A 24,645-nucleotide genomic window follows, 5' to 3' on the forward strand; every position below is an offset into this window, starting at 1 on the left:
GAGCGTCTGTTCGACGCGTCAGTTGTTGTTGCGGTATGCGGTGCGGGCGTTGGTGTCGATCGGCGCCGGGTTGACGGTCGCGCGGATCTTGTACTGCACGTGATCCTCGACCGCCACCTTCGACGACGGAGTGGGTTCGCCCCACACGACGGTGACCTCGGTGCCCGGCTCGGCGACCGACTCGTCGACAGTCGCGATGGACAGCATCGACCGGTAGTTGGCCGAGTAGCCGGTGTGCAGCGACAGACCGGCAAGCTCGCCGGCGGTGGACTCGACCCGGTCGTAGTGATAGGTCGCGTAGTGGGCGATCGGCAGGTTGATGAACTTCGCCCCGACCCCGTCATGGAACATCGAGCCGAAGGCCTTCTCGGTGTCCTCGCCGTTCCAGGCCAGCGTGACCTTGCGACGCGCAGTCGATCGCCCGTTCGCAACCTGCTTCTCGAGGGCGTCGCGGCCGATGAAGTCGTGATCGAACTTGGTGATCCGGCCGTAGCCCGCATCGTAGGGCGAGAGGAAGTAGTCCTCGATGTTCTCCGAGTAGAAGCTCCCGCCCAGCGAGACGGTCGCGTCGACATCGGAGGCAGCGAGCCAGTTGCGGAAGCCCTCGGTGCTCGCGCCGGAGTAGAACGCGGGAAGCGGACGCGGCATCCAGCCGGACTCCAGCGAGTTGGTGAGGTAGGCGCGGCCGCCCACCCGGGTGAGGCCGTGCTTCTTGCCTGCCTCGAGCAGAGCGTCGACGACAGCATCCCGGTCCGCCCAGGGGCCGACGAACTCGAAGCCCGGCTCGCCTGCCATTCCGTGACGCAGCGCGCGCACGGTCTTGCCGGCGATCGTGAAGCGCGCACCGTGGAAGAACTTGACGGTGGGCGGCTCCTCGCCGAGCGCTTCGCGGATGACGTCGAAGGCTCCGGGCCCCTGCACCTCGTAACGGTAGGAGACGGGGTCGCCTCCGCCGACGCGGGCGTAGGACGGGTTGTCGCGGGATATCTCGACGTCGTATCCGCCTGTCTCCGCGTGATACTGCAGCCAGCTGATGGTCGGCGGGATGCCGACCGCTTGGAACTCCTCCTCTTCGTAGCGGAAAAGGATGTTGTCCCCGATCAGCTGCCCTTCCGCGTTCGCGGCGACGTACTGCTTGGCGCTGTCAATCGGGAAGTTCACGGTGCTGTTCACGGCGGTATCGCGGATGAGCTGCAGAGCGTCCGGGCCCTTGATGTTCAGGTCTGCCATGTGGTGCGACTGATCGAACAGCACTGCGGTCTTGCGCCAGGCGAGCTGTTCGTCGCGCCAATTGGTGAACTCCGGGGTAACAGGCGTGCTCACGATTGGCGGGCTCTGCGATTCCCAGAGGAGCGTATGAGCGCTGCCCGACTCGGCGATCGCCTCTTCGAGGGTGCTGGCCATGTTCTATTCCTCCTTGAATGGATGGACCGACTGCTCGACCCTCGATCAGTGTCCCCGTCCCTTAGTCTGATGTAAAACGTGTTTTCTTAGCGTCCAAGACAAGGAGGGCTTGTTAGTGTCTCTATCATTCACGCTTCGCCAGCTCGAGCACTTCGACGCGATTGCGAGTGAGGGATCGCTGACCGCGGCCGCCGCACGCTGCCATCTCAGCGCGGCCGCTCTGGCCCTCTCGCTAAGCGAATTGGAGCGTCATCTCGGTCAGCAGCTGTTCGTCCGCCGCAAGGGCCGAGGTGTGACGATTGCCCCAGCTGGCGCACGACTGCTCGCCCAGGCGCGGCAGCTGCTCGCTACCGCGGATGCCCTTGCCGCTGATGCGTCGCAGGACTCGGCGGAGCTCATGGGACGGTTCGCGATCGGCTGCTTCTCCACCCTGTCGCCCTTCTTCCTGCCCGGCGTCATGGATGGCTTTCGGCGCGAGCACCCCGGCCTCGACCTCGAATTTGTAGCCGAGGCGACGGCTCCTGAGCTGCAAGACGGGCTGCTGCAGGGGCGCCTCGATGCCGCAGTGATGTATGGCGTCGATGTGTCCACGCAGCTCGAGTTCGATCCATTGCACGAGTATCGGCCGTACGTCATCGTGTCTGAAAGGCATCCACTCGCAGGCAAGGGGCCGATCCAGCTGAGCGAGTTGGCGGGGGAGCCGCTGATTCAGCTGGACCTCCAGCCCAGTCAGGAGAACACCGAGTACATCTTCAAGTCGATGGGTCTTCCTCCCGCCGTCCGGCACTCCACGACGAACTACGAGCTGGCCCGATGCCTCGTCGGACGCGGGCTGGGGTACTCGGTCTTGATTCAGCGTCCTGCATCTCAACTCACCTACGACGGGCATGCGGTGGCGATCATCGAGCTCGCGGGCGATGTGCCGTCCGCGGTCGTCGGGCTGGCGCGCCCGCATGGGGCGCCTCGAACCGCGAAGTACATGACCCTGCGCGAGTTCCTCCTCGGGTCAAGTAACCCTCACGGCCCAGGAGGGTGATCTACCTTCCGAGGTAGATGTTGACAACCATCGAACTGATCGATGTACTACGTGGTACGTAAAGTCCATTCGGTATTTCAGTTGGCGAATGGAGCTCTGACCACATGCAGACGTGGATGTCTGCATGAGACGACGATGTCGCGGAATGTGGAGGAACGTCATGTGTCGGACTGGTCCGATTAGACGAGCGATCATTCGGAGTGGGGCATCCTCGCCGGTCTATTTCGCGTGCTGAGTTGCGCGAAATGACGCTCTGAACGTCATCACCATTCCGGGGCGGAACGGCCGGCTCGGATGCAGGGCACGCACATCATCCTGAAGCGACCGGTCGCGGTCGCCGACCAGAGAAAGGAATTGTCATGGCAGCTACTGCCACGGAAGTCACCACCCTCGAAACTCTCATCGAGAAGGCGGGGGGCCCGGTTCGACTGCTTCGCAGCTCCAATCTCGGCCCATACATCTTCCCGGGCATCCCGACGGAATTCACCAACTTCCGTGACGAGGGACGCTCCTGGAAGCAGAGCGTGGCGCTGCTCGAGCAGTCGTACCACATGTTCGAGCTGCACGTCCGGGGTCCAGAGGCCATCCAGTTCCTCTCTCAGTTCTCCGTCAACAACTACAGCAAATTCCCTCCGCTCAAAGGCAAGCAGATTGTCCTCGCTGCGCCCGATGGCAACCTGCTTGCCGACGCGATCGTGTTCCGTGAGTCGGAGGACTTCTTCCGGATCGTCGGAGCCCCGTTCGCCAGCGACTGGCTGCTCTTCCAGTCGCTGTCCACCTCGCTGAACGTCACCGTAGAGATAAACCCGAGCTGGACGGTGCTCGAGGCGCCTCGTGATGTCTTCCGCTTTCAGCTGCAGGGGCCGAACGCGCTCCCACTCGTCCAGGAGGTGTCCAACGGAACACTCCCGGACATCAAGTTCTTCGGCATCGGTGAGTTCCAGATCGCCGGACAGACGGTTCGGGCGCTACGCCACGGCATGGCCGGCACACCGGGCTTCGAGATCTACGGCCCATGGGACTCGCAGCAGGCGGTACGCGCCGCTGTTGAAGAGGCCGGTGTGAAGTACGGATTGTTCAAGGTCGGCGCGAACGCCTACCCGCTCAGTGCCCAGGAGTCGGGTTGGATGGCCATGCCGCTGCCGGCGATCTACGCAGGCGAGGATACGCGGCCCTATCGCGAGTGGCTGAGCCCATATCACCTCGAGTCGATCGGGTCCCTAGGCGGGAGCCTTGTTTCCGACCGGATCGAGGACTACTACGTTGATCCGATCGAAGTCGGATACGGCGGTCTGATCGACTGGGATCGAGACTTCGTCGGCAAGGAGGGCTTGCGAGCTAAAGCGGACAACCGCCGACGCACAAAGGTCACGCTCGAGTGGCACGATGACGACGTCGCTGCCGTTGCCGCGTCAGCGCTCTTCGGAGATACTCCGAGCCGCTACGTCGGTTTCCCGCTGCCCATGTACTCGACTTGGCAGTCAGACCTCGTGCGGCTCAACGGCAAGCCTGTTGGCGTCTCGCAGTGGTCCTCTTATTCGCCCAACGCTCGCCACGTGCTCTCCCTCGCCCTTGTGGACATCGACCAGGCCGAGCCGGGCACCGAGCTGGTGCTCGACTGGGGTGAGCCGGACTCGCAGCGCGCCACTGTCGACAACCACGCAGTCAAGCAGATTCGGGTACGCGTGGCGCCAAGTCCCTACTTCGAGAAGGTCATCAAGACAAAGGCATGAACTCTGGCGATTAGTGCCTCGGATCCAGCGATCCGGGGCACTAATCGTCCGGCGTTCTCTCGTCAAGAGACCGGCACTGGCGCTGGCAGTGGCCAGTTCGCGGCCTTCGCAAAGGCTATGACCGCCTCAGCGCGAGGGGTGGGCATGAGGTCGGCCGACCAGATCACATCCACGGCGACCGGGGGAATCGGGGGCGATACATCCTTCATCACCAGCGGGAATCCCTTGGCGTCGGAGAAGTCCGAATGCCGCTGGATCAGCATGCCATAGCCCAACCCGCGCCCGACCAGGGAGCGAACGACCTCGGGATTTCCGGTGCGGTGGCGGATGCGGGGGGTGAGGCCCTGCGCAGCGAAGGTAGTCAGCACGTTCTCCCGCGACGGGGGAGCGTCGAGCATGATGAAGTCCTCGTCGATCAAGTCTTTCAGACGAACCACTGGGTCGGTGGCTCGCGGGTGATTGGCCGGCAGTAGGACGTGCGGGGGCAACGCGAAGAGCGTCGTACGCTTCACTCGCCCTGGCAGACGAACGTCGTAGACGAACGCGACATCGATCCGCCCCGAATCCAGCAGCTCGACCAGGTGATCCTGGTCGGCCTCGATGACTTCGATGTCCAGGCGGGGGTGGGATGCCCCGAAATCGCTCAGGAGTGGGGGCAGCACCGTCGGTGCGAGAGTGGGGAAGCACCCGATGGCCAACGGGCCGACGAGCGCATCCGTGGAGGTGTGCAACGCCGCGTAGAGCTCGTGGGCTCCGCGGAGGAGCAGGCGGGCGTCGGCGACGGCGCGAACGCCCGCGCTCGTGAGAGTGAGGCCCTGGGCCTTACGACGCACGCAGAGACGCTCTCCGACCAGTCTCTCCAACTCGGTGATCGCATCTGACATCGCTGAGGGGGAGACGTGGACCAGCTCGGCTGCGCCCACGATCGTTCCGGCCTCCGCGGCGGCGACCAAGTAGGCGAGCTGACGGAGCGTGAACGGAGGAGTCGCCACGCTCGAAGACCACGGAAGATCGCTCATGGGATGAGACTCGCGCACTCGGGGGCGCGCGTCTATCTCCCGTCGGTGGGAAGCGGGCGTTCAAGCAACGTCGATAGCACGGCGGTCAGTTGGGACGTCAGCTCCGCGAGTGGGATCCCGCGCGCCGACGCCGACCGCCACGCCACGTAACCGTCGGGGCGGACGAGCACGGCGCCATCCTCCTCGACTTCACGCATACGCATCCAAGAAAAATAGAGGTCCTGCGCGGCGGGTGCGCCGACTACCACAGCTCTCAGGTATGGGATGTTCAAGGCTTCTACGGCCTCTGTCCACACGGCGCCTGAAAGGCCGGTCAACAGCGTGAACACCCCATCGCCTATGAGATCGAGGGTGGAGATGCGACGCCCGCTCGCATCGACCAGCCAGGCGTGGGGAAGCTTCGCACCCGGCCGTGTGGTGTGCTGAGCGTAGATCTCTGGATCTCGCGCCCAGACCTCGGCGGGCTCGTCGCCCAGGATGATCGCCGAGGACCTGTAGCGCTGGTTGACCTCGATTCCGAGGGCGTTGTATTCGTTCTCCTTGAGCTGCAGCACGGCGGAGAGGTCCGCACGCGCCCGAACGCCCTCGTCGGTCGGGGCGCTCAGCTTCTGGTATCGCGCCGGGCCGCCGGGCGCGGTAGCCGCGAGCGCGGCCTGCAGCGGCGCGTACTCGCGGCGGGACTGGTTCGCACGGGTGACGACGTGCTTTCCCACTGGCACTCGCTCCTCGCTATAGCTGGACAGCAGCCGGGCGTCAGCCCAGCCTCTCAGCACGTATGCGAGCTTCCACGCGAGGTTGAATGCGTCCTGAACGCAGGTGTTCGACCCGAGCCCGTTCGAGGGCGGATGACGATGCACCGCGTCGCCCCCGCAGAAAATTCGACCGTTCGAATAGCTCGACGCCCACGCCTCGTTGACATACCAGGGATTCACTGCCGTGACCTCAGGCTCGAAGTCGGGGTCGCCCACATAGGCTTTGATCCGCGCGGTCGCAGCCTGAACGCTCAGATCGGGCTCACCGGCGTCGATGTCGAACCCCCAACCGGCGATCCAACGGTCCCAGGGGCGGATCGCGCGCAGTAGACCGAGCCCGATCTCGCCCACCGCTGCCGCCTCGTTGACGATCCAGGTCAGCACACTGTGGCGGTAAGTCATGTACCGGGAGAGATCGCCGGAGAACTGCGCGTAGACCGTGCCGGCGCGGCGCAGGACTCCCTCAAGCGGAATTCCGGCATCCTCGGCCACTTGTGATCGGGCGCCGTCGGCCCCCACCAGGTAGCGCGCCCTGCGCTCGTAGCGCTGGCCGGTAAGGCGGTTTTCCAGGACTACCGTTACCCCCTCGTCGTCTTGGACGCTCGAGTGATAGAGGGTGTTAAAGGTGAAGACCGCGCCGCGTCGTGCGGCCGCGTTAACGAGGATCGGCTCCAGCAGCGGTTGCGGCAGATCGGCCATCTGGCAGGGGCTGGCCGCGCGGAACTCCCCGAATCGATCATCCCCCAGCCCGTAGCTCGAGATCCGTGCGATCTCGGGGCCCTCAAGGCTGGTCGTGAATGTGGTGTCGCCCATCAGCTCCCATGGCGTCGCCTGCCGGAGCACCTCGTGCTCGAGTCCGAGGCTGCGCAGAACCTCCATAGTGCGGAGGTTGGTGACATGGGCTCGCGGCGAGTCAGCGAGCCAATTGGCTCGGCCCACCGCGAGAACGGTGATGCCGTAGGTGGCGAGGGCGAGTGCGGTCGTCGCGCCCATTGGTCCTGTTCCGACGACGATGACGTCGGCGTCGAACTCGCGCAGCTCAGCTTCGGATCGCGGGTTGTGCAACATTGCACGCATCTCTCCCTCGGACGTCGTGCGTCCGATCGGTGGTTGGCGACGGGCGCCGCGGAGGTAGTCAGCAGCACCCGTCGCGAGGGTGCCTCAGGAATGGGTTCCGATCAACATGACCGCGATGGTGGCGGGCCTGTCGGTGCGATTGCGCCAGGCGTGCCGCGTCGCGTTCTGGACGACGAAGTCATGCTGCCTCAGAACGGTCTCGCCGAGATCGGTCTCGAGGATCACCTCTCCGTCGAGCACGATGACGTAATCGACGGTATCCGTGCGATGGAAGCCGGGCGCGTCCAGCTCCATCCGTTCGGCGATCCCCGGAGCGTTCTCGGCGTACTCGGCACCCGCGCGGGCAGGGTCGTAGCTTTCGGAGAAGTAGACGGTGTCGGGAGGGAAGGTGATCGTCATGAATACGGTACCGCCCGGCGCAGGATGCAGAGACTCAACCGCGAGGGCCGCATCCTCGCCGAGCACAGCCGGCGTGACGGTCGGATCCGTGGCCCAGAGCACCGAGGTGGAGAACCCAGGAGTGTGCTGAAGAGATATGACGCGGGAAGGACTGACTTGCGGGTCGGTGGTGGACTTGCCGTCTTGTTCGACGGCGACGATGCGTTGGCTCATTGGCTCTGTTCCTATCGTTGGTGCGGTTGCTTAGACGGTGACGACGACGTTGGTGAAGCCGCCCTGCTCACGGGAGCGCGCGGCCTCGACCGCGTCGTTGACGTGCTCGAGGTCGAAGCGGACGTGGTCGTACACGGACAGGTCGAGCGTCCCGGCCTGCACCATTCCCGCCATCTCCTCGCACTGCGCGGTGGTCACCCACGCGCTGCCGAGGTAGCTGAGCTGATTGACCATTAGCCAGATGGGGCTGAGCTCGAGGTTTTGATCCATCCCGCCGATCGTCACGATGGTGCCGCCACGTGCAATCGAGTAGAAGGCATCGAGGGTCACCGACGGGGGCGTCCCGGGGCCGAGCGCTTCGATGATCAGATTCGGTCCTGCCCCGCCGGTCTGGGCGCGAGCCCACTCCTGGGTCGAGCCGTCCTCGGTGGAATGGGTCGCGATGCGTCCAGGGCTGAGCGCGGCGAGGCGGTCGAGCAGCTCGTGATTGCGGGCCACTGCCAGGATCTTGGGCACGCCCATCGCAAGTGCGCAGAGCACGGCGCCGACACCGAGAGTGCCGGTTGCGCCGTTGACCAGGGCCACCGTGTCAGGGCCGGCGCCGCCGCGTCGCAGTGCCGCGTAGCTCGTGCCCAGGTAGCCGAAATGGCTGGCGTCCTCGTAGGACACTGCGGAGGTCAACGGTGCGATCGCATGTGCAGGGGCGATCATGTATTCGGCGAATCCGCCGTCCGGGTATCGGCGGAAGACGGCCTGGGAGCCGGGACCGAATCCGAAATAGCCGCCAAACGTGAATGCTGCACAATCGACCAGATTGCCCATTCGGCACTTGCTGCAGCTGCCGCAGCCGCGCGCCGGGTTTACATAGACGCGCTGACCGACGGCAAGCGCGGTGACGTCGGGGCCGACTGCGGCGATCTCACCGGCCGGGTCCAGGCCGAATATCGCTGGGAGCTCCGGAAGCGGCAGGTACGGGAACCATTCGGGGTAGTGGTGCGTGACGTTCTTCAGGTTGGGGACCACGCCACAGGCCCTCACGCGGACGAGGACGTCCAGGCCGGTCACTTCGGGGATCGGGACGGTGTCGATCTGGAAGGGGGTTGCAATCTCGTGAAGCCGAGCTGCCTTCATTGTGCTCATCGGTGAGCCTCTCTGATGGGATGGATGGGTAGAGCTCAAGATCCGTTCTGCATGGTCGGCTCGTCGCAGGCATGCTCCGGCACTCGCCATGGCGCCACGCGAGGTGCGATCGCCGGTATGCCGGCTTAGCGGATGCGCGCCGCTAGCGCGCCGCAGTGCGCCAGCCGGTGTTCGCGTAATCCTCGCGGGCGACCTTCGAGTACGGTGCCGGGCTGACGATGGCGCGGATCGTCGTTTGTTGGTGCCGCTCAACCGACGTTTTCGCTGTACCGCCGTTCTCCTCGCCCCAGAGGAGGACTACCTCTTCGCCGATCGGAACATCAGCTTCGATGACCGCCATGGACAGCATGGATCGCTCATTGTGGGTGTATCCGCTCGAGGAGGAGAAGCCCACAGTGCGGTCGCCCAGTGTGACCCGGTCGAAGCTGACCGAGGTGTAGTTCGCGCGCGGCAGCTCGATGTGCTTGAACGGAATGGTGTCAGGGTCGAACAGGGACGCGAACACCTTGGCGACGTCGTGCCTGTTCCAGGCGAGGGTGACCTTACGGCGGTGTGTCTGGTCGGCCATGCGCTCGAGCGCATCCCGCCCGATGAATTCGTGGTCGAATTTGATGAAGGCGCCGTAGCCCAGCTCATAGGGCGTTACGTAGTAGTCCTCGATGTTTTCGGACAGGAAGCTGCCGCCGAGGGTGGCGAACGACCCCTCGTAGCCGCTGGATGGCAGCCATTCGCGATACGCCTTCATGCTTTCCCCGGAGTAGACAGCAGGAAGGGGCCAGCCCATCCACGCGGATTCGAGGGCGAGCGTCGGATAGGCACGCGAGCCAACCTGACGAAGGCCGAATTCCTCGCCCGCAGCGAGGATGGCAAGACGAATCTGTTCGCGATCCTCGTACGGCCCGAACAGCTCGAGACCCGGCGCCCCCGCCATGCCGTGACGAAGAGCCCGTACTTCCCGCCCTTCAACGGTGACGGTCCCCATGTTGAAGAGCCGGATCTCCGGAAAGGGGGCTCCGGTGAGCTTCTCGATGACGTCTTTGGCGAGGGGGCCCTGGATCTCGTAGCGGTAATAGCGACGCGACACGTTGGCGTTGCGCAGGTCGGAAGGAGAGCGATCTTCGACCTCGATCGTGACGTCGTAGTCGCCTGTATCTGCGTGGAATCGGATCCAATTGGCCGCGGCGGGGTTCCCGACATAGGAGTATTCGTTCTCCGCGAGGTGGAACAGGATCCCGTCACCGATGAGCATGCCGTCGTAGTTGCATACGACTAACTGCTTTGCCTTATCGACGGCGAACCCCGCGAAGCTGTTGACGGCGAGACCCGACAGCAGGCGAAGTGCGTCCGGACCTTCGATGAACAGGCTCACCATGTGGTGCGACTGATCCAGTAGGACCGCCGCGTTCCGGACAGCGAGTTGCTCGTCACGCCAGTTCGAGAACTCCGAAGGAACAACCGGAAATACCGAGCTCCCTACGGGGAGGTTGCGCAAGAGTTCAACGGTGTTCCCGCTGGCGCTGAGCTTGTGCTCCAGACTCTGATGAATATCTGACATGGGTTCCATCTCCATCGGTGGGAAGTCGGCTGCTCTCGGCATCCGTGGTCATCCTGCTCCGAGACGTATCGATGGAAAAGCGGGCAAAGTCGACCGGCAAATTCGGTTCACCCGAATTAGACGCGTAGAGGGCAAAAACTTGAACGCGCGTCGACGGTCCGGGACAACTGCTCGCACTGATGAGTAGGGCGCACCGGGCGACAGTGCAGGAGGGATAGTGGGTGATGACTGGCCGATTCTCGTAACCGAGGTTCGCGCGTTGGGTGCGCTGGGCCTGCCATGGCTCGGAAATTGACACCCCGGCTAGACGGGGGTCGACTCAACTGAATTGCTTTTCGGCAGAAGTTGAAGCCTTCGCCGCGCACAGCGCAGGCAAGGGTGCCGACATGGGTTTGGTCGGCATCGCGTAGCGACGCGAAGCGCCCTTGCCGGAGCGAGCACGACGAACACACTCCGAAGCCGAAACGCAACGAAGTTGCCAATAAGTCCTTCGGCCGAAGGACGATCCGCCCTGAGGATGCGCTTCGAGCTCGACCCCGTCGGAGGGCCTCTGCCGGGGTCGGGAAGCGGAGCAAGCTATAGGTTTAGGGCACGTAACCTTGGCCCGCCGGGGCGGTCCTGTCCACACTTGATGTGTGGCCGCGTTCGCGGTCGCTGCGCTGGGCAGAGGCGGTGACGGCAGTGATTCCGAACATCACTCGCGGCGCCAAGATGGCCGGCCTGCTCGTCTACCTCGCCGGCGACGGACGCAAGGACGAGCACGAAGAACAGCACCTCGTCACAGGCGACGAAGCCACCGTCACGTACTTCGGTCACGGCGTACTAGATCGCTCAACTGCCCTCGCGATAGCTGAAGAGCTTGACCAGCCGCGTAAGGCGTTCGGTACCGAGGTCACGCGTCTGGTGACTGTGCAGGATCCCGATGGCGGCGAGCCGATCAGGGCCCGGGTGCCCGCGTCTGTGTGGCATGCCTCCCTCTCGCTGCGTGCGGAGGAGGGGCAGCTGTCGGATGAGAAGTGGGCGGCGATCGCAGACGACTTCGTCGACGCAATGGGCTTCAGCGAGACCTCCGGCGAGGCACCGTGCCGGTGGGTGGCGATCCGTCACGGGGTGTCGTCGAACGGCAACGATCACATCCACATCGCCGTCTCCCTCGTCCGTGAGGACGGCACGAAGGCGTCCACGCACAACGACTTTCGGAAGGCTAAGAACGCTGCTCGGGATCTCGAGACGAGGTACGGGCTGCAGGTTCTCGAGTCGCGGGAGAACGGCCTGGGGGAGCGCGGCGTGAAGCCGGGGGAGCGAGCGCGGGCCGAGCGTTCTGGCGCCGTTGAGGTGGATTCGCATCGGCTCGAGCGACTGGTTCGCGGCGCCGCGGCAGCGTCGACGACTGAGGCCGACTTCCTCCAGCGGATGAGCGGCCAGGGTGTTCTGATTCGACCGCGTTTTGCTGCCGGTCGTGATGACGTCGTCGCCGGGTACTCGGTAGCGCTGCGTCCGGCCAAGGGTGATCGGCCGGTTTGGTACGGAGGAGGTCGTCTCGCCCGGGACTTGACGCTTCCACGGTTGCGTGACGGATGGACGGATTCGTTAGAGGCGGCCGCCGCCGCTGTGGAGGAGTGGCAAAGCGCGTTCCGCAACCCCTGGCGCTACGGCTCGTCCCAGTCTGGTCAACAGAGCAAGCGCCCGTTTGCAACGGATCGGCGGGAGCTTGCTACGGAGGTCGCGAAGCTGGCACAGCAGCTCAAGGCAATCCCCGTCGACGACCGCGTGGCCTGGTCTCTGGCCGCCCGAGAAATAGCTGGCGTCTTCGCTGCCTGGTCCACGAAGCTCGAGCCGACACCCGGCAAGCTCGCTGCCACGGCGCGGTCGCTCGCGAAGAGCGCACATCTGCCGGCTCATGAGGTGAAGTCGCCGTCCTTCAAGCTGCACTCGCTGTCCTCGGTTGCGTCGCTGCTCGCCTTGGCGGATCCGAAGATGAGCCAGGCTGCCGCCGACGCCGCACTCATCCAACAGATGGGACGTGCTGTGGTTGCGATCCTCGAGGCGCACCGGGCTGCTGGTGAGGCGCAGCGCGCGAAGCAGCTCGCTGACACGATGCGGACGCATGTCGTTGCTCTGCGAGATGAGATACGGGCCATTCAGGTGGCTGCGTCGGACTTCCACGAGGCCGTTGCTGAATCGCTGAATAGGCCGGTGAGATCGGGCAATCCGATCAGGCGCTCGTGGTCGGACGATGAGGTCGCGCGACGCGCGAGGGACCGTGTCGACAAGTCGACACGGGGCTACGGACTCTAAGCGTCGAGCCAAGTAGCGGTCGGTTGTGTCTCGAATGCACAGATCGGTCGTGCACGCGCGGGTCTCTCCTCGACGATGGCAGGCAACTGCCATCTCACGGAGGTCCGATGCCTGCTCCTCGACGCCGTCCGAACTCTTCGACGCCTCGGACTCACCGCCATGTCGTGATGCTGACTCTCGAGGAGGACGCAGCACTGCAGGCCCTCGCGGACAAATACGAGATGACGGTCGCCCGCTTCCTCTGGGAGACGAGCATGGCGCCGGCCTCGACGCTGACGGAGGACCAGCGGCGAGCTCGGATGGAGCTGTCGATGATCCTGATCCCGTTGCGGAACCTGGCGGCCTTCACGAATGCGTGCGCCCGGTTCGCGAACGCGGAGAAGCGACTGCCGCCTGAGGTCGACCAGATCTACCCGACGTACATGCGGCTCAGCCGCGAGATCCACCAGATCCTCGACCGGATATAGGGGCTGGTCGACCTCGCTCCGTCCGATCGGGGTGAGTTATCCACCGAAATGGAGATCAAGGCGAGTCGGCCGGAGCTGCCCAGAGATCATGGTCCGGTGCAAGGAACGGTGCCAGAAGTTGAGCTGGAGGAGCACTTCCAATCGATCCACCGTCTGGCCATGACACAACTGCCGATGCCCGGACTCGGCTCCCGCATCCACCACTACCGAAAGCTCAACCGGTGGAGTGCGCAACAGCTCTCCAACCACACCGGGGGAGAGGTCAGCCGCTCAATCATCGCCAGCATCGAAAGCGGACGCCGCGAGGACCTCACGGTCCGCCAGTTCATGGCCATCTGCTTCGCACTCCAGATCCCGCCGGCCGCTCTGCTTGTCGATCTGGAGAAGCCGTTCGAGCGACAGCACGAGGACACTGGCGACGCGCCGTATGCCCGCGGGTCGACCGCCGCCGCTGTTACTCACCGGCTCCATGGCCAGGCAAACATCACGCCGCGGCTGCCGTCGTCCGTGCGTGTGGATCAGGTGCTGCGCCTGGTGGATGCGTATCTGGATGATCTGGACACACTCGCGATCGCCAACGTCCGAGGCCACCTCATTCATCTGCGCACGAGGTCCGGTGAGGACACCCGTGAGGAACTCCGACTGCTTGAGAACCGCCTCCGCATGACGATCGGCATGCTCCGCAACGCAGGAATCGAGGTACCCGACCATGGGAACGATCAGTAGCTACGCCACGACTGCCGGCAAGCGATATCGGGTTCGGTACCGCAAGCCGGATCACTCGCAGACCGACAAGCGCGGCTTCCGGACCAAGCGTGAAGCGGAGATCTTCCTGGCGTCGACGGAGGTCACCAAGGCGACTGGACAGTACATCGACGCGAGCGAGTCACGCGTGACGATCGATGCGCTCGGCGTCGTGTGGATGGCGTCGCAACAACATCTGAAGCCCAGCTCGCAGGCAGTCATCGAGGTCGCGTGGCGCATCCATGTGCAGCCGGTCTGGGGCAATCGCCGGCTCGGCGATATCAAGCACAGCGAGGTGCAGACGTGGGTGAGCAACCTTGCCGCACGTCGGAGCGCTTCAGTCACCATCCGAGCGTTCGGCGTCCTGGCTGGAATCATCGACGTCGCGGTCCGCGATCGACGTCTTCCCTTCAACCCCGCACGTGGTGCGAACCTCCCTCGCAAGTCGGGGAAGGAGCGTCACTACCTCAGTCATGAGCAGGTCCAGCTGCTCGCGGACGAATCCCGCGACAACGGGACGCTGATCCTTTTCCTCGCCTACACGGGGCTGCGATGGGGTGAAGCTGTCGGCCTACGGGTCAAGAGCCTCGACCTTCGACGCCGTCGCGTGCTCGTGCAGGCAAACGCCGTAAACGTGCGCGGCACGATCATCCCCGGAACGCCAAAGAGTCACGAGGCGCGCAGCGTTCCGTTCCCCGCGTTCCTAGCTGAACCACTTGCGCTGCTTGCAGCGGGGAAGGGGCGCAATCACCTGCTCTTCGGTGACGGCGAGGAGTATCAGCCGACTCCTACGCCTCGCGACGGATGGTTCGCGGGAGCGCGAAAGCGCTCTTGTTTGCAGGATCTGACGTTTCCGGAGATGCTGACGTTGCACGACCTACGGCACACGGCTGCTTCGCTGGCGATTTCCGCTGGGGCGAACGTGAAGGCGGTGCAGCGGATGCTCGGTCACGCTTCGGCGGCGATGACGCTCGATACCTACGCGGATCTCTTCGATGACGACCTGGATGCCGTCGCTGCGGCGCTCGACATCGCGAAACTTGGCTTGGCGCGTCATCCCGCTCGGACTGCCGAGTGAGTCCCGGTCTCCTCTGACGCCGCCAGGGATTCGGATTGGGTAGACACCACGCGATTCCCGGGTTCGGGCCTTACCGGGAACTTCGACCAGTACGTCTGGTACTCCGACGCGAACCCCTCGGAAAACCGCAACATTTCATTCGGGGCCGCGAAAACGGCGCCCTGCATCAAATAGTGAGGGCGGTTGAGGCTCGGCAACTTTGCCCACTCAAAGGAAGAAGGGGAGGAAAAGCTGATTGTTCGTCCATTCGACGCCAAGACAGTCGTCGCGCCACCCCACGCGTTTATCTGGGTCGAAGTGACAGCGAAGGTGTTGCGAACGCACCCGATACTTTCCAGTCGGTCGAGAGCCGTGCGAGCTTTCCGCATTGCTTCTTCCACCTCACCGACGGTGGGGATCCGCTGTTTCGCATGCAGAAGTCCATTGCGGGCGGTCATGATGCCGGAGTCGTTCAGATCCGAACCAACCTCGGCGAGGGTCTCGATGATTGCTGACTGCGACAGGGGAAGTAAATCGAGGAAGGGATGAAGGTGTCTGAATGGGAACCGCTGAAGACTGGTCTTTTCTGCCCACTTCGGAGACGCTGTTGATACGCGGAGCAGTTCTTCATCTTTCCCTTGAAGTCTCTGTAGAAGCTTCGATAACCGCATAAACCCTTCGACGACGATGCTCAGCGTAGGTTCTGCGGTCAAGGAATTGAGGTCTTCTTCCCGATCGATCGACTCATTTAAAACTCTGATCGCAAATTCTCGGGCACTTTGCTCGAAGTACACGAAAGGGTTCTCGGCGGAGTAGTGGTCCTCAACGAGTCCCCAGGTTGCGAAGCAGAGGGAATCAAATAGGAACCTCTCAAGAGAAACGAAGTAGTCGGACGAGGCTTGCCGAAGGCCCTCAGCCGTGCTGGTGAGATCGACCGACGCCGTCTTTGCAAGCCCTTCCAGGGTGCCGTGCAGGCGCCAGTACTCATCGCGGATGTCGAGGGATCTTGGAAGCGGGAACCCAAGCTTCCACAAGATCGAGTCCCGCAACGTCGAGTTGTCTTGCTGGAGGTCGATCCCCAGATCAGCGCAAACCTTCGTTGCGTTCGCTCGACGCGCGAGTATCAGAGTCTCAATCGTGACCCTTGGGTCCGAGGTCCGAAGGAATTCCTCCAACCGCGACTGGGCATTATCGCCGGTGATTCCCCGCAGGATCCATGCCAACTCCTCCATGTCCTCGATGGAGTCAGGATCGAAAAGAGCGCGAGCAAGCGCCGAAAGCCGAAGCTGAGGCAAATCTTTGTCGTGGCTCAAGGCGCGAATGCCGAGGCGGCTCAGCTGCGAACGAAGTCGCCAGGCACCAGAACTCACGCGACCGTTAACCTTTGGGCGCCGTATCTCGTCGGCGGGCACAGCGATGATCCCGTCACGGACCGCCGAGTCTATGAGAGTTGCCAAGTCTTGATCGCTACTCATCATAAGGAGTTGCAGGGTCTGTGCGCGCGAAAGGCTGTCAACGAAAGTCTTTGCCTTGCCCTTCAGGCCGAGTTCCGTAGCGTTGGCTTGGAATTTCCCTTCGAGCGTGTCTGCGGCATGGATGCACAAACTGGCCAGTTCGGCATTACTAAAGCAATCGCCGAGGATATATTCGATGGTTGCGGACTCGTCGACCTCATAAGAATTGAAATCATCCTCGATGATGTCCGAAATAAACCCGTTCCAGGCGGATGGTTCGTCCGATATGGCCTGCAATACTTTAGACAGGTCGCGGCGACATCGGTTGACGCCGGCTTCGATGCTGGTTGTCAGTTGGACTCGATGCACGACCCCGCAACCCATATCTGCGCAGTGCTGCAGGGGGACACTCGTGGTTGGTCCCATCGCGCGCGCGAACGGCAATCTGCGGATGCCGTACGGGCCAACAAGGTAATGACCAGCCTGGAAGACACCTTGGTCCATTCCGTCCATGAGACGCATTGTGTCGATGTGGTTGAGGTAGTCGCGTTCCTCCGGGAAGAGCTCGGCCGCCCGGTCGTAGAGCTCGCGTCCTAGGGTCATCGGATAGCGCAGGGCGCCTGCGATGATCTCGTTGGAGATGGCGCGTTCGAGGCGTGGGAGATCCAAACCATCGATGTCAATGAGCGGGTCCACATGGACAAGCCCCAGAAGCGCGAGAACGTGTGCGTCTTTTGCGTTGACATTCTCTTGCGTCGTCAGTCTGCGGCTGACCACGACTCCAGACTTCGAAAGGACCACTGCAGCGTTTAGTTCTTCGGATGGTCTGTAGGACTTATCGATGATGCTGTTGCGGAGAAGCGACACCAGATCTAGGACATCGAGCAGCTTTCTTCGCCAGGCCTCGTCGGGATACTTAGCCGCAAGCTCAGCACGGGTGAGGGGCGGTTCGGCGGCCATCGTGGACTCCTACGGATGCTCTGACAAAACGTCTGGCTAGTTCTACCTTGAACCCCCGACGGTGCGGTCAGCTGCATCAGATGTGGAGCAGAAGGTCGCAACCGCCGCGTCGCCACGGTCGGGGGAGGCGTCTCCTCGATCATGCCGTCAACATAAGGTTGCCCCTGATCACCCGAAAACGTTTCGAAGTGTGGGCAAAATGTGGGCAGAACGCCCTGATTCATACGTCGTCATTGAATCAATGGGCTTTTGATCAGGGATTTTACGGCGTAAACGCGGTGCCCCTGGAGGGACTCGAACCCCCAACCGTTTCCTTAGGACGGAACTGCTCTTCCATTGAGCTACAGAGGCTGGCGGGCTCAGTTTAGAGGGTGCGGGTCGTTCAGAGCTGGCTGACGCCGTCGCAGATACGGCACTGGACGTGGCGCGTCAAGCCGCTCGTGCTCATCGCCCATGCCTCGTAGCGTCGATTACCCGGCCTCGCGTGTGGGCAGGGAGGAGATGCCGTCTCATGAAATTGTCGTCAACGGGCCACCGTCATACCGCCGCGGCGGACGACCGATGAGGGGGCGACTGATCCGGAACGTCGCCCCAGGCGTGCATCGCCTGGAACACGGCTTCGTGAACTGCTACCTCCTCGAAGAGGAGGAGCGCGTCACGATCGTGGATGCCGCCCATCCGCGCACCTGGCCACTCGTGGCGAAGGCCCTCGACGCGATCGGGCGCACTCCGAAGGACGTCGCTGCGCTCATCCTCACCCACGCGCACTTCGATCATCTGGGCTTCGCGGCCCGCGCGCAGCAGGAGTGGAACCTCCCGATCTGGGCGCACGCGGACGATCACTACATCGCGGCGCACCCCTACCGGTACGCACACGAGAACCCCCGCCTCATCTATCCGATCGCTCATCCGCGCGCCCTCCGGCCACTCGGCGCGATGACACGAGCCGGAGCGCTGCGCGTGGAAGGGGTGACCGGGCTGCGGATGATGCAGCCGGGGATGGTGCTCGATGTGCCCGGGCATCCCGAGGTGGTGGCGGTGCCGGGCCACACCTATGGGTCGTGCGCGTTCCTCCTGCGCGAATCGTCGGTCCTGCTCTGCGGCGATGCGCTCGTCACCTTCAACCCCTACACCGGCGGTGAGGGAGCGCAGATCGTCTCCGGTGCAGCGACCGCGGACAGTCGGCTGGCTCTCGCGAGTCTGCGCGTGCTCGCCGAAACGGAGGCGCAGATCGTGCTGCCGGGGCACGGTGCTGAGTGGCCGTACGGCATTCGTGCCGCCGTGAGGGTGGCGGAGCAGGTCGGCGCGAGCTGACGGGAGCGGAGGGCAGCTCGGTCGGGCTTCGACACGGCCGCTTCGCGACCGGCTCAGCCGCCGAGGGATCAGCGGGCTTCGACGCGGTCGCTGGACGACCGGCTCAGCCACCGGGGGAGGGGGAGCGGTTTGCGGGCGGTCTTCGACTTGGTCGCTGGGTGACCGGCTCAGCCACCGGGGGAGGGGGAGCGGTTTGCGGGCGGGCTTCGACGCGGTCGCTGCGACCGGCTCAGCCACCGGCGGGGGCGAGTCGTGTGGTGGAATCGAGGGACGTCGCGGGTGCGCTCGCCATCTCGAAGAGGAGCAGTGGGTGTTGCGACTGGCTGCGATCGCCGATGACTTCACCGGCGCCACCGACCTCGCGACCTCCCTCCGCGAGCGCGGCCTTCGAGTCGCCGTCGTGCTGGGCGCCTCCGCCGTTCCGACGGGTTCCCAGGACCTCGACGCCGTGATCGTCGCCCTCAAGTCGCGGACGGCCCCAGTGGCCGAGGCGGTGGGCGACTCGCTCGACTCCATCCGCGCGCTCAGCGCTCTCGAACCCCAGCAGTACTTCGTCAAGTACTGCTCCACCTTCGACTCCACCCCGCAGGGCAACATCGGCCCGGTGCTCGACGCCGTGCTCGAGGAGCTCGGCGAGACCCGCACCGTCGTGGTCCCGGCTTTCCCCGACAACCACCGCACGGTCCGGGACGGCACCCTCTATGTCGGCGGCGACCTGCTCAGCGAGTCATCCATGCGCCACCATCCGCTCACCCCGATGACAGAGTCGCGGATCGCGCGCATCCTCGGACCGCAGACGAAGCGGTCCATCGCTGAGGTCGGACTGCAGGCGGTGCGTGGGGGAGTGGACGGGCTCCGCAAGGCGCTTGAAGCGGCGAGCGCCGGGGGACAGGCCTCCTACCTCGTGGTCGACGCGCTCACCAACGACGACCTGCAGACGATCCAGGCCGCCACCGCCGACTGGCGCCTGCTCTCTGGCAGCGCCGGGCTCGCCTTCGGCATGAGCGGGCCGCATGATCCGTCGACTCAAGAATTCGACGCCCCCGAGGGGCGTCGGCTCGTGGTCTGCGGAAGCGCGTCATCGAAGACCCGCGTGCAGATCGCAACGGCGCTCGCCGCGGGTGCCGCGGGCCACAAGCTCGACGTCGAGCGGCTGCAGGACGAGCCGCAGGCCGTCGTCGATGAGGTGCTCGCCTGGCTCGATCATCTCGACGCGGACGCCATCCCGATCATCTACTCGGTCGGATCGCTCGCCGATCTGCGGGACGCGGCAGAAGGTCCGGCGGGGCTCACGCCGGCTGAGGCCGTCGAAGCGGCGCTGTCCCAGATCGTGGTCCAGGCCGTCGAGCGACTCGCGGTCCGCCGCGTCATCGTCGCCGGAGGCGAGACCTCGGGGGCCGTCGCCACCGCACTCGGCTGCCGCCAGCTGCTCATCGGACCGCAGATCGCCCCGGGCGTCTGCTGGTCGCTGTCCACCACTGCGAGCGACGTCTCCATCGCGCTCGCGCTCAAATCCGGCAACTTCGGCGCCGATGACATGTTCATCGGCGCATGGGAGGCACTCGTATGACGACACTCACCGACACACTGGACCCGGGCAGCCTGCTCGTCGACACCGCTGCGCGGGTCGCGGCAGCCGGCATCAGCCCCGGATCGAGCGGCAACATCAGCATCCGGGCAGGCGACCGCGTCTACGCGTCAGGCACAGGTGCCGAGCTGGGTCGATTCGGGTCCGGCGACGTGGCCGAGCTGACCATCGACGGCGCCCACCTCAGCGGCCCCAAGGCCTCCAAGGAGGTCTCGCTGCACCTCGCGTTCTACCGGAAGAACCCGACGCACACCGCCGTCGTGCACGTGCACTCACCGCAGGCCGTCGCGGTCTCCTGCCTCGAGCCGTGGAGCGCGCAGAGCGCGATCCCGCCGCTCACTCCCTATTTCGTGATGCGAGTCGGCCAGACCCCGCTCATCCCGTTCCGGGTGCCTGGCAGTCCCGAGCTGGCGGAGCTCGTCGCCGCTCTCGAGTTCCCGTTCCACGCCGCCCTGCTCGCGAACCACGGACAGATCACCAGCGCGGTCGATGCGGGCCGGGCGGTCGACGCCGCGGTCGAGCTCGAAGAGGTCTGCCGGATCGTGCTGCTCACTTCAGGTCACGAACGCAGGCTGCTTCCGGAAGCGGATGTGACGGCGCTCAGCGAGAGGTGGGGAACCCCCTGGAGCGTCTGATGGCCAGGCGTGCCTGGTTCGCGGACATCAACTCGCCGACCTCGACATGAGCGAGGCGCGCACGGACAGGTCCGGTCAGCCGACCAGTCGCAGGTGGCGTTCAGGCGCCGGGTTCAGATTCTCGACGGGTGCCGGCGCAAGCAGCTCCACGGGCTGAGCGGACAGCAGATCCGCGACCGCCGTGCTGAAGGAGCTGCGGTACCACCGATCGAGCGGCCGAGCGAAGGCGATCACCTCGAAGAGATCGCCCGTCGGTGGTGAGCCCAGTGCAGTCACTGCGCCGATCGATGTCACCAGCTCGTCGTCCATGCCGCACTGCGAGACGTGCCATGTCGTCGAAGACACCGCCACGATCTCGAGCCGGCCGAATATCCTGCCCATCCGCTGCTCCCTGAAGCTGTCGATACGCCATGGGAACACGGTGACTTTCCTGCGGGGAGGGGCTTGACGAATGTCGCCCCATGGGCATGGCCAGAGTGGCGGGTATCACCTTCACTCGCCTCGGGTCAAGACCTTTAGCTCTGGTCAGCCCCTTCTTAGCATCGAGTACCAGCACACGAGAAGTGGCGAGGATGGGACCCGGCATGCGAATCAAGTTCGGCGAGTGGACGGACGACGACGTGGTCGTCCTCGAGCTCTCTGAGACGGAATGGCGGGTGAGCGACCTCCGTCGACGTGAGGCCGATGGGATGGCCGTCGTCGGGTTCGTGCAGAGGGCCGAAGATCGCTTCGAAGCCATCGCGGTCCAGGAGCCAGGACAGACGGCCGAGTTCAGTGATCTGGTCGCGGCCGTGCACTACCTCGAGCGGTACTGCGTCGAGGACGAGCCCGAGCTGCCCGAGCTGCGGCCGACGGGCACGGGAGGAATCTGATGCGACACATCACGTTCGGCGACAAGTCATTGCTGATGGGCGACGAAGCCGCCCAGGTGCTTGTGGACTATGCAGCTGCTTTGACCAATGCAGGACGCGCGGATTCGGTGGAGATGCGCGCCATCGGAACCGACGGCAACGACGTGAACACGGACATGCTGTTGGATTCGAGCACGAGTCTGATGTCGGAGACCGCCACCACCGTCATGGAAGAGCCCGATAATGCAGCCGTCGTCGAGTACATGCGTCGCCAGATGGCGCTGATCGATGTTCCGCCCGTGATCGTCTCGACGGACCTGCACGATCCGAGTGATTTCCCCGATTTCGACCAGCCGACGGCGATTCTCGACGGGCGCTGACCTCTGGACGCGAGCAACGTCAGTCCTGCGAATCCGAGGTGCGGATCAGCCGACTAGGCCGCGGCCCTCAACCTAGTGGTGGTTCGAGGGGGCGCCCTGCTCGTGGTGTCTCTGCCGCGGCTCCGTCGGAGTCTGCGTGAGGGTCGTCTCGGCGCGGCCCTTCTCGGTGAAGGTCAGCGAGCGCAGGCCGCCGAGCTCGCTCGTGACGATGAGCCCACGCGAGCTGTCCGCCGACTCGGCGAGGGTCTTCAGCCACTCCTCGTTGATCGTCGGAGCCTTGCTGCCCTCGAACTTGAAGTGCAGCAGCATCTGCGGGTGCAGCCAGATGCTGCTTCGGCCGTCGCCGACCTCGGGCGAGTCCTTCCACGACATCAGGAAGCTCTGATTGCGGCGCAGCTTGTTGACGATCACGATCTGCAAATGCGAAAGAGTGCGGTCGTCGACGTGCACGACAACTCCGTCGTATCTCAACGAACCCATCGGATCAACCTCTGCTTCGGCTGCCCGCCGAACCGGCCGGGTGTGATGAAACCCCGGACGTGCATCGAATTCCCGTGCGTCGTCTCGAACAGCTGTCTTCGGGGTCTGGGAGGGCTGCGTTCGGTCCGACAGAATCACTCATCACTGTAGGCCGTGGAGCAAATTCGACGAAGGGGGCTTGACATCTGGGGCCGCGGTCAGCGCTTTTCGGCGCCCCCACCGTCCTAGTCGTGTGAGGTCGGAGCGAAACGAAGAGCGTCTCGCAGGTTCTCCAGGTGGAAGTGCCAGCTCTCCTCATGCGCGTGCCGCAGGTCGGGATGCGCCACGATCGCCTCGAAGCCGGTCTCGGTGACGACGATCTCCGTCAGGTCGTCGTGGTCGTCGAGCTCGATGCGCACGTGCAGGTGGTTCGGCCAATCGGCCTCGGTCCACTCGAAGGCGAGCAGCTCGCGGGGGACCACCTCCGTCACCCGGCCGGCGGCGTGGTGCGGTCCGTCGTCCTCGTCCCACGACTCCTTCAGGTCGGCGCCGACGGCGGCATCGAACTCGAGGTCGGGCCACCAGTCCTCGCGGCCGTCGGTGAGCCCGCGCCATACTGCGGCCGCGCCAGCCCGTACGACGATCGAGACGCGCACGCTGTCGAAGTCCTCACTCGTGTGCCCCACGGTTCGATTCTGGGGGACCGAGCGGGTGCGCGTCGACGCCGTCGGCGGGTCGCGGACGTCCAGCGTGGCCGATTGGTTCTGGCGGATCCGGAAGGTGGTGCTCGACCGGAGGCGCGGCGCAGTCAGGACGCCGGGCGTGCTCGGGCGAAGGTGGCCGGCGGCACCCCGATCAGCCGCTTGAAGTGTCGGGTGAGATGCGACTGGTCATAGAACCCGGCAAGGGCTGCAGCCTCCGCCGCCGGCCGTCCGTCAAGCAGATGACGACGCGCGAGCTCGACCCGACGACCGGTCAGATAGCTGTGCGGTGCGACGCCGAACGACCCGACGAACGAGCGCACCAGGCGATCCGAGCTGGTCTTCAGGAGCTCCGCGGCCTCATGGAGCGAGACACCCGTCTCGATGCGGGAGTCGAGCAGCTCGCGCAGTCCTTCGGCGAGACGGACGTTGGGGGCGGCCGAGGCGACTGGCGCGGATCCACCGCTGAGGCGGGCGCGGATCCGGCCGAGGATGAGCGCGAGCCGACTCTCGGCCTCGAGGGGATCGGACCGTCGAGCGAGTGCCGCATGGAGTGCGTCCATCCGCTCGAACAGCCGAGCGTCCTGAAGCGCAGGCATGTCGACGGCGCGACCGATCAGCCGCTCGTCGAGGGTGCCTCGCTCGAGATAGAGCACCCGCTTGCGATACCCGGTCTCCGTCGTTCCGCGACCATCGTGCGAGACATCCGGGGGAAGCACGGTGAGAACGCCCCGCTCCGTCGCGTGTCGTGAGCGCCCCAGGTCGTAGACCACGTTGCCGCGGTCGACGAGCAGCAGAGTCCACGCATCGTGGCTGTGCATCGGGTAGGCGTGGTCACGGTGACTCGCGTGCAGCACCTCGCCGATGCCCGGCACCTCGGGCTTCCAGGCGGTGATGCGTGTCGACTCCACGGTGCGTCAAACGTACAAGACAGGGGCGGGCGGCCGGGCGAGAGTGAGGAGATGACCGACGCCCTCGACCCCATCCGCTTCGACACCAAGACGGCGGTGCTCCTCCGTGAGGATCTGCCGCCCTGGCAGGAGCTGAATGTCACCGCCTTCCTGATGACGGGGATCGCCGGCGCGCATCCCGAGCTGATCGGGGAGCCGTATCTGGATGCCGATGGGCAGGAGTACCTGCGGATGATGATCCAGCCAGTCCTCGTGCTCGTCGGCGACGCGGAACTGCTCCGCCTTGCTCATGGTCGGGCGATCGGACGTCAGCTGTCCACGTCGATCTTCACCGCTCAGCTGTTCGCGACGGGCAACGACCGCGACAACCGGGCCGCCGTCGCCGCGGTCCCGACGGCATCGCTCGACCTCGTCGGGATCGGGGTGCACGGGCCCAAGAATGCGGTCGACAAGGCGATGAAGGGCGCGCGCATGCACGCGTAGCCGGTGTCGACTGTG

23 protein-coding genes and 1 tRNA gene are annotated in these 24,645 nt (G+C 64.6%); 12 read left to right on the plus strand and 12 right to left on the minus strand.

Annotated elements, in window-relative coordinates:
- Positions 1-18 precede the first annotated feature (18 nt).
- A complete protein-coding gene (locus tag E6C64_RS15850) occupies positions 19-1,404 on the minus strand; it encodes an aminomethyltransferase family protein (protein ID WP_136428530.1) in 1,386 nt (461 codons plus the stop codon).
- A gap of 115 nt (positions 1,405-1,519) precedes the next feature.
- Here E6C64_RS15850 and E6C64_RS15855 point away from each other — a divergent pair, with 115 nt between their 5' ends.
- Entirely contained in the window at positions 1,520-2,440 is a 921-nt protein-coding gene (locus E6C64_RS15855) for a LysR substrate-binding domain-containing protein (RefSeq protein WP_158437897.1), read from the plus strand.
- Between the two features lie 359 nt (positions 2,441-2,799).
- A complete protein-coding gene (locus E6C64_RS15860; RefSeq protein ID WP_136428534.1) occupies positions 2,800-4,173 on the plus strand; it encodes an aminomethyltransferase family protein in 1,374 nt (457 codons plus the stop codon).
- 62 nt (positions 4,174-4,235) lie between these two features.
- On the opposite strand, the gene E6C64_RS15865 is transcribed toward E6C64_RS15860, so the two are convergent.
- The 5 genes from E6C64_RS15865 to ligM all read right to left on the minus strand — a co-directional run bounded on the left by E6C64_RS15865 (position 4,236) and on the right by ligM (position 10,343).
- Positions 4,236-5,192, minus strand: coding sequence for a LysR family transcriptional regulator (locus tag E6C64_RS15865; protein ID WP_136428536.1), 957 nt, complete (start codon positions 5,190-5,192; stop codon positions 4,236-4,238).
- Between the two features lie 32 nt (positions 5,193-5,224).
- A complete protein-coding gene (locus tag E6C64_RS15870) occupies positions 5,225-7,012 on the minus strand; it encodes an FAD-dependent monooxygenase (RefSeq protein WP_158437898.1) in 1,788 nt (595 codons plus the stop codon).
- Between the two features lie 93 nt (positions 7,013-7,105).
- Positions 7,106-7,633, minus strand: coding sequence for a cupin domain-containing protein (locus E6C64_RS15875; protein WP_136428540.1), 528 nt, complete (start codon positions 7,631-7,633; stop codon positions 7,106-7,108).
- Between the two features lie 30 nt (positions 7,634-7,663).
- Complete coding sequence (locus tag E6C64_RS15880; RefSeq protein WP_136428542.1) at positions 7,664-8,773, minus strand: alcohol dehydrogenase catalytic domain-containing protein; 1,110 nt, start codon at positions 8,771-8,773, stop codon at positions 7,664-7,666.
- Between the two features lie 142 nt (positions 8,774-8,915).
- Positions 8,916-10,343, minus strand: a complete 1,428-nt coding sequence (ligM, locus tag E6C64_RS15885; RefSeq protein ID WP_233255661.1) for a vanillate/3-O-methylgallate O-demethylase — start codon at positions 10,341-10,343, stop codon at positions 8,916-8,918.
- A 696-nt stretch (positions 10,344-11,039) separates the two neighbouring features.
- On the opposite strand from ligM, the gene E6C64_RS15890 reads away from it, so the two are divergent.
- From E6C64_RS15890 to E6C64_RS15905, 4 genes are all read left to right on the plus strand, one after another.
- Entirely contained in the window at positions 11,040-12,626 is a 1,587-nt protein-coding gene (locus tag E6C64_RS15890; protein ID WP_136428544.1) for a relaxase/mobilization nuclease domain-containing protein, read from the plus strand.
- A gap of 167 nt (positions 12,627-12,793) precedes the next feature.
- Entirely contained in the window at positions 12,794-13,093 is a 300-nt protein-coding gene (locus E6C64_RS15895) for a hypothetical protein (protein ID WP_136428546.1), read from the plus strand.
- A gap of 48 nt (positions 13,094-13,141) precedes the next feature.
- Complete coding sequence (locus E6C64_RS15900; RefSeq protein ID WP_136428548.1) at positions 13,142-13,819, plus strand: helix-turn-helix domain-containing protein; 678 nt, start codon at positions 13,142-13,144, stop codon at positions 13,817-13,819.
- A complete protein-coding gene (locus E6C64_RS15905) occupies positions 13,803-14,915 on the plus strand; it encodes a site-specific integrase (protein WP_136428550.1) in 1,113 nt (370 codons plus the stop codon). Before E6C64_RS15900 ends, E6C64_RS15905 begins: the two co-directional genes overlap by 17 nt.
- Here the strand turns inward: E6C64_RS15905 and E6C64_RS15910 are convergent.
- Together E6C64_RS15910 and E6C64_RS15915 are read right to left on the minus strand one after the other, a co-directional pair.
- Positions 14,891-17,308, minus strand: a complete 2,418-nt coding sequence (locus tag E6C64_RS15910) for a hypothetical protein (protein ID WP_136428552.1) — start codon at positions 17,306-17,308, stop codon at positions 14,891-14,893. The genes E6C64_RS15905 and E6C64_RS15910 overlap by 25 nt on opposite strands.
- 279 nt (positions 17,309-17,587) lie before the next feature.
- A tRNA-Arg gene (locus tag E6C64_RS15915) sits at positions 17,588-17,659 on the minus strand.
- A gap of 246 nt (positions 17,660-17,905) precedes the next feature.
- On the opposite strand from E6C64_RS15915, the gene E6C64_RS15920 reads away from it, so the two are divergent.
- The 3 genes from E6C64_RS15920 to E6C64_RS15930 all read left to right on the plus strand — a co-directional run bounded on the left by E6C64_RS15920 (position 17,906) and on the right by E6C64_RS15930 (position 20,845).
- A complete protein-coding gene (locus E6C64_RS15920) occupies positions 17,906-18,622 on the plus strand; it encodes an MBL fold metallo-hydrolase (RefSeq protein WP_233255662.1) in 717 nt (238 codons plus the stop codon).
- 310 nt (positions 18,623-18,932) lie between these two features.
- Positions 18,933-20,192: a 3-oxo-tetronate kinase gene (gene otnK, locus E6C64_RS15925; RefSeq protein WP_136428556.1), complete on the plus strand. Its 1,260-nt coding sequence runs from the start codon at positions 18,933-18,935 to the stop codon at positions 20,190-20,192.
- Entirely contained in the window at positions 20,189-20,845 is a 657-nt protein-coding gene (locus tag E6C64_RS15930; protein WP_136428559.1) for a class II aldolase/adducin family protein, read from the plus strand. Before otnK ends, E6C64_RS15930 begins: the two co-directional genes overlap by 4 nt.
- 75 nt (positions 20,846-20,920) lie before the next feature.
- Here the strand turns inward: E6C64_RS15930 and E6C64_RS15935 are convergent, their stop codons facing one another.
- Positions 20,921-21,226, minus strand: a complete 306-nt coding sequence (locus E6C64_RS15935) for a hypothetical protein (RefSeq protein WP_136428561.1) — start codon at positions 21,224-21,226, stop codon at positions 20,921-20,923.
- Positions 21,227-21,429: 203 nt separating this feature from the next.
- On the opposite strand from E6C64_RS15935, the gene E6C64_RS15940 reads away from it, so the two are divergent.
- Both E6C64_RS15940 and E6C64_RS15945 read left to right on the plus strand, forming a co-directional pair.
- Positions 21,430-21,717, plus strand: coding sequence for a hypothetical protein (locus E6C64_RS15940; protein ID WP_136428563.1), 288 nt, complete (start codon positions 21,430-21,432; stop codon positions 21,715-21,717).
- On the plus strand, positions 21,717-22,076 hold the full coding sequence (locus E6C64_RS15945; RefSeq protein ID WP_136428565.1) for a hypothetical protein: 360 nt from the start codon (positions 21,717-21,719) through the stop codon (positions 22,074-22,076). The genes E6C64_RS15940 and E6C64_RS15945 overlap by 1 nt, the downstream gene beginning before the upstream one ends.
- A gap of 72 nt (positions 22,077-22,148) precedes the next feature.
- Here the strand turns inward: E6C64_RS15945 and E6C64_RS15950 are convergent, their stop codons facing one another.
- The 3 genes from E6C64_RS15950 to E6C64_RS15960 form a co-directional block, all read right to left on the minus strand.
- The gene (locus E6C64_RS15950; protein WP_199241060.1) at positions 22,149-22,556 is read right to left on the minus strand and encodes a DUF7882 family protein; all 408 of its coding nucleotides are present in this window, start codon (positions 22,554-22,556) and stop codon (positions 22,149-22,151) included.
- A 224-nt stretch (positions 22,557-22,780) separates the two neighbouring features.
- A complete protein-coding gene (locus tag E6C64_RS15955) occupies positions 22,781-23,221 on the minus strand; it encodes an SRPBCC family protein (RefSeq protein ID WP_158437899.1) in 441 nt (146 codons plus the stop codon).
- 122 nt (positions 23,222-23,343) lie between these two features.
- Positions 23,344-24,147, minus strand: coding sequence for an AraC family transcriptional regulator (locus E6C64_RS15960; protein WP_233255663.1), 804 nt, complete (start codon positions 24,145-24,147; stop codon positions 23,344-23,346).
- Between the two features lie 51 nt (positions 24,148-24,198).
- Here E6C64_RS15960 and E6C64_RS15965 point away from each other — a divergent pair, with 51 nt between their 5' ends.
- Positions 24,199-24,630 (plus strand): DUF2000 domain-containing protein, encoded by a 432-nt coding sequence (locus tag E6C64_RS15965; RefSeq protein ID WP_136428567.1) that lies wholly within the window; start codon positions 24,199-24,201, stop codon positions 24,628-24,630.
- Positions 24,631-24,645: the final 15 nt, after the last annotated feature.

Origin of the sequence: Naasia lichenicola (assembly GCF_004801885.1) — a bacterium.
Taxonomy (GTDB): domain Bacteria; phylum Actinomycetota; class Actinomycetes; order Actinomycetales; family Microbacteriaceae; genus Naasia; species Naasia lichenicola.

Excerpts from the sequence above, each read along its gene's own strand:
- E6C64_RS15930 (WP_136428559.1), top strand. The coding sequence starts at position 20,189 with ATGACGACACTCACCGACACACTGGACCCGGGCAGCCTGCTCGTCGAC.
- E6C64_RS15890 (WP_136428544.1), top strand. The coding sequence starts at position 11,040 with ATGGCCGGCCTGCTCGTCTACCTCGCCGGCGACGGACGCAAGGACGAG.
- E6C64_RS15880 (WP_136428542.1), bottom strand. The coding sequence starts at position 8,773 with ATGAGCACAATGAAGGCAGCTCGGCTTCACGAGATTGCAACCCCCTTC.
- E6C64_RS15905 (WP_136428550.1), top strand. The coding sequence starts at position 13,803 with ATGGGAACGATCAGTAGCTACGCCACGACTGCCGGCAAGCGATATCGG.
- E6C64_RS15850 (WP_136428530.1), bottom strand. The coding sequence starts at position 1,404 with ATGGCCAGCACCCTCGAAGAGGCGATCGCCGAGTCGGGCAGCGCTCAT.
- E6C64_RS15950 (WP_199241060.1), bottom strand. The coding sequence starts at position 22,556 with ATGGGTTCGTTGAGATACGACGGAGTTGTCGTGCACGTCGACGACCGC.
- E6C64_RS15945 (WP_136428565.1), top strand. The coding sequence starts at position 21,717 with ATGCGACACATCACGTTCGGCGACAAGTCATTGCTGATGGGCGACGAA.
- E6C64_RS15870 (WP_158437898.1), bottom strand. The coding sequence starts at position 7,012 with ATGTTGCACAACCCGCGATCCGAAGCTGAGCTGCGCGAGTTCGACGCC.
- E6C64_RS15900 (WP_136428548.1), top strand. The coding sequence starts at position 13,142 with ATGGAGATCAAGGCGAGTCGGCCGGAGCTGCCCAGAGATCATGGTCCG.
- E6C64_RS15865 (WP_136428536.1), bottom strand. The coding sequence starts at position 5,192 with ATGAGCGATCTTCCGTGGTCTTCGAGCGTGGCGACTCCTCCGTTCACG.
- E6C64_RS15895 (WP_136428546.1), top strand. The coding sequence starts at position 12,794 with ATGCTGACTCTCGAGGAGGACGCAGCACTGCAGGCCCTCGCGGACAAA.
- E6C64_RS15860 (WP_136428534.1), top strand. The coding sequence starts at position 2,800 with ATGGCAGCTACTGCCACGGAAGTCACCACCCTCGAAACTCTCATCGAG.
- E6C64_RS15910 (WP_136428552.1), bottom strand. The coding sequence starts at position 17,308 with ATGGCCGCCGAACCGCCCCTCACCCGTGCTGAGCTTGCGGCTAAGTAT.
- E6C64_RS15935 (WP_136428561.1), bottom strand. The coding sequence starts at position 21,226 with ATGGGCAGGATATTCGGCCGGCTCGAGATCGTGGCGGTGTCTTCGACG.
- E6C64_RS15940 (WP_136428563.1), top strand. The coding sequence starts at position 21,430 with ATGCGAATCAAGTTCGGCGAGTGGACGGACGACGACGTGGTCGTCCTC.
- ligM (WP_233255661.1), bottom strand. The coding sequence starts at position 10,343 with ATGGAGATGGAACCCATGTCAGATATTCATCAGAGTCTGGAGCACAAG.
- E6C64_RS15875 (WP_136428540.1), bottom strand. The coding sequence starts at position 7,633 with ATGAGCCAACGCATCGTCGCCGTCGAACAAGACGGCAAGTCCACCACC.
- E6C64_RS15965 (WP_136428567.1), top strand. The coding sequence starts at position 24,199 with ATGACCGACGCCCTCGACCCCATCCGCTTCGACACCAAGACGGCGGTG.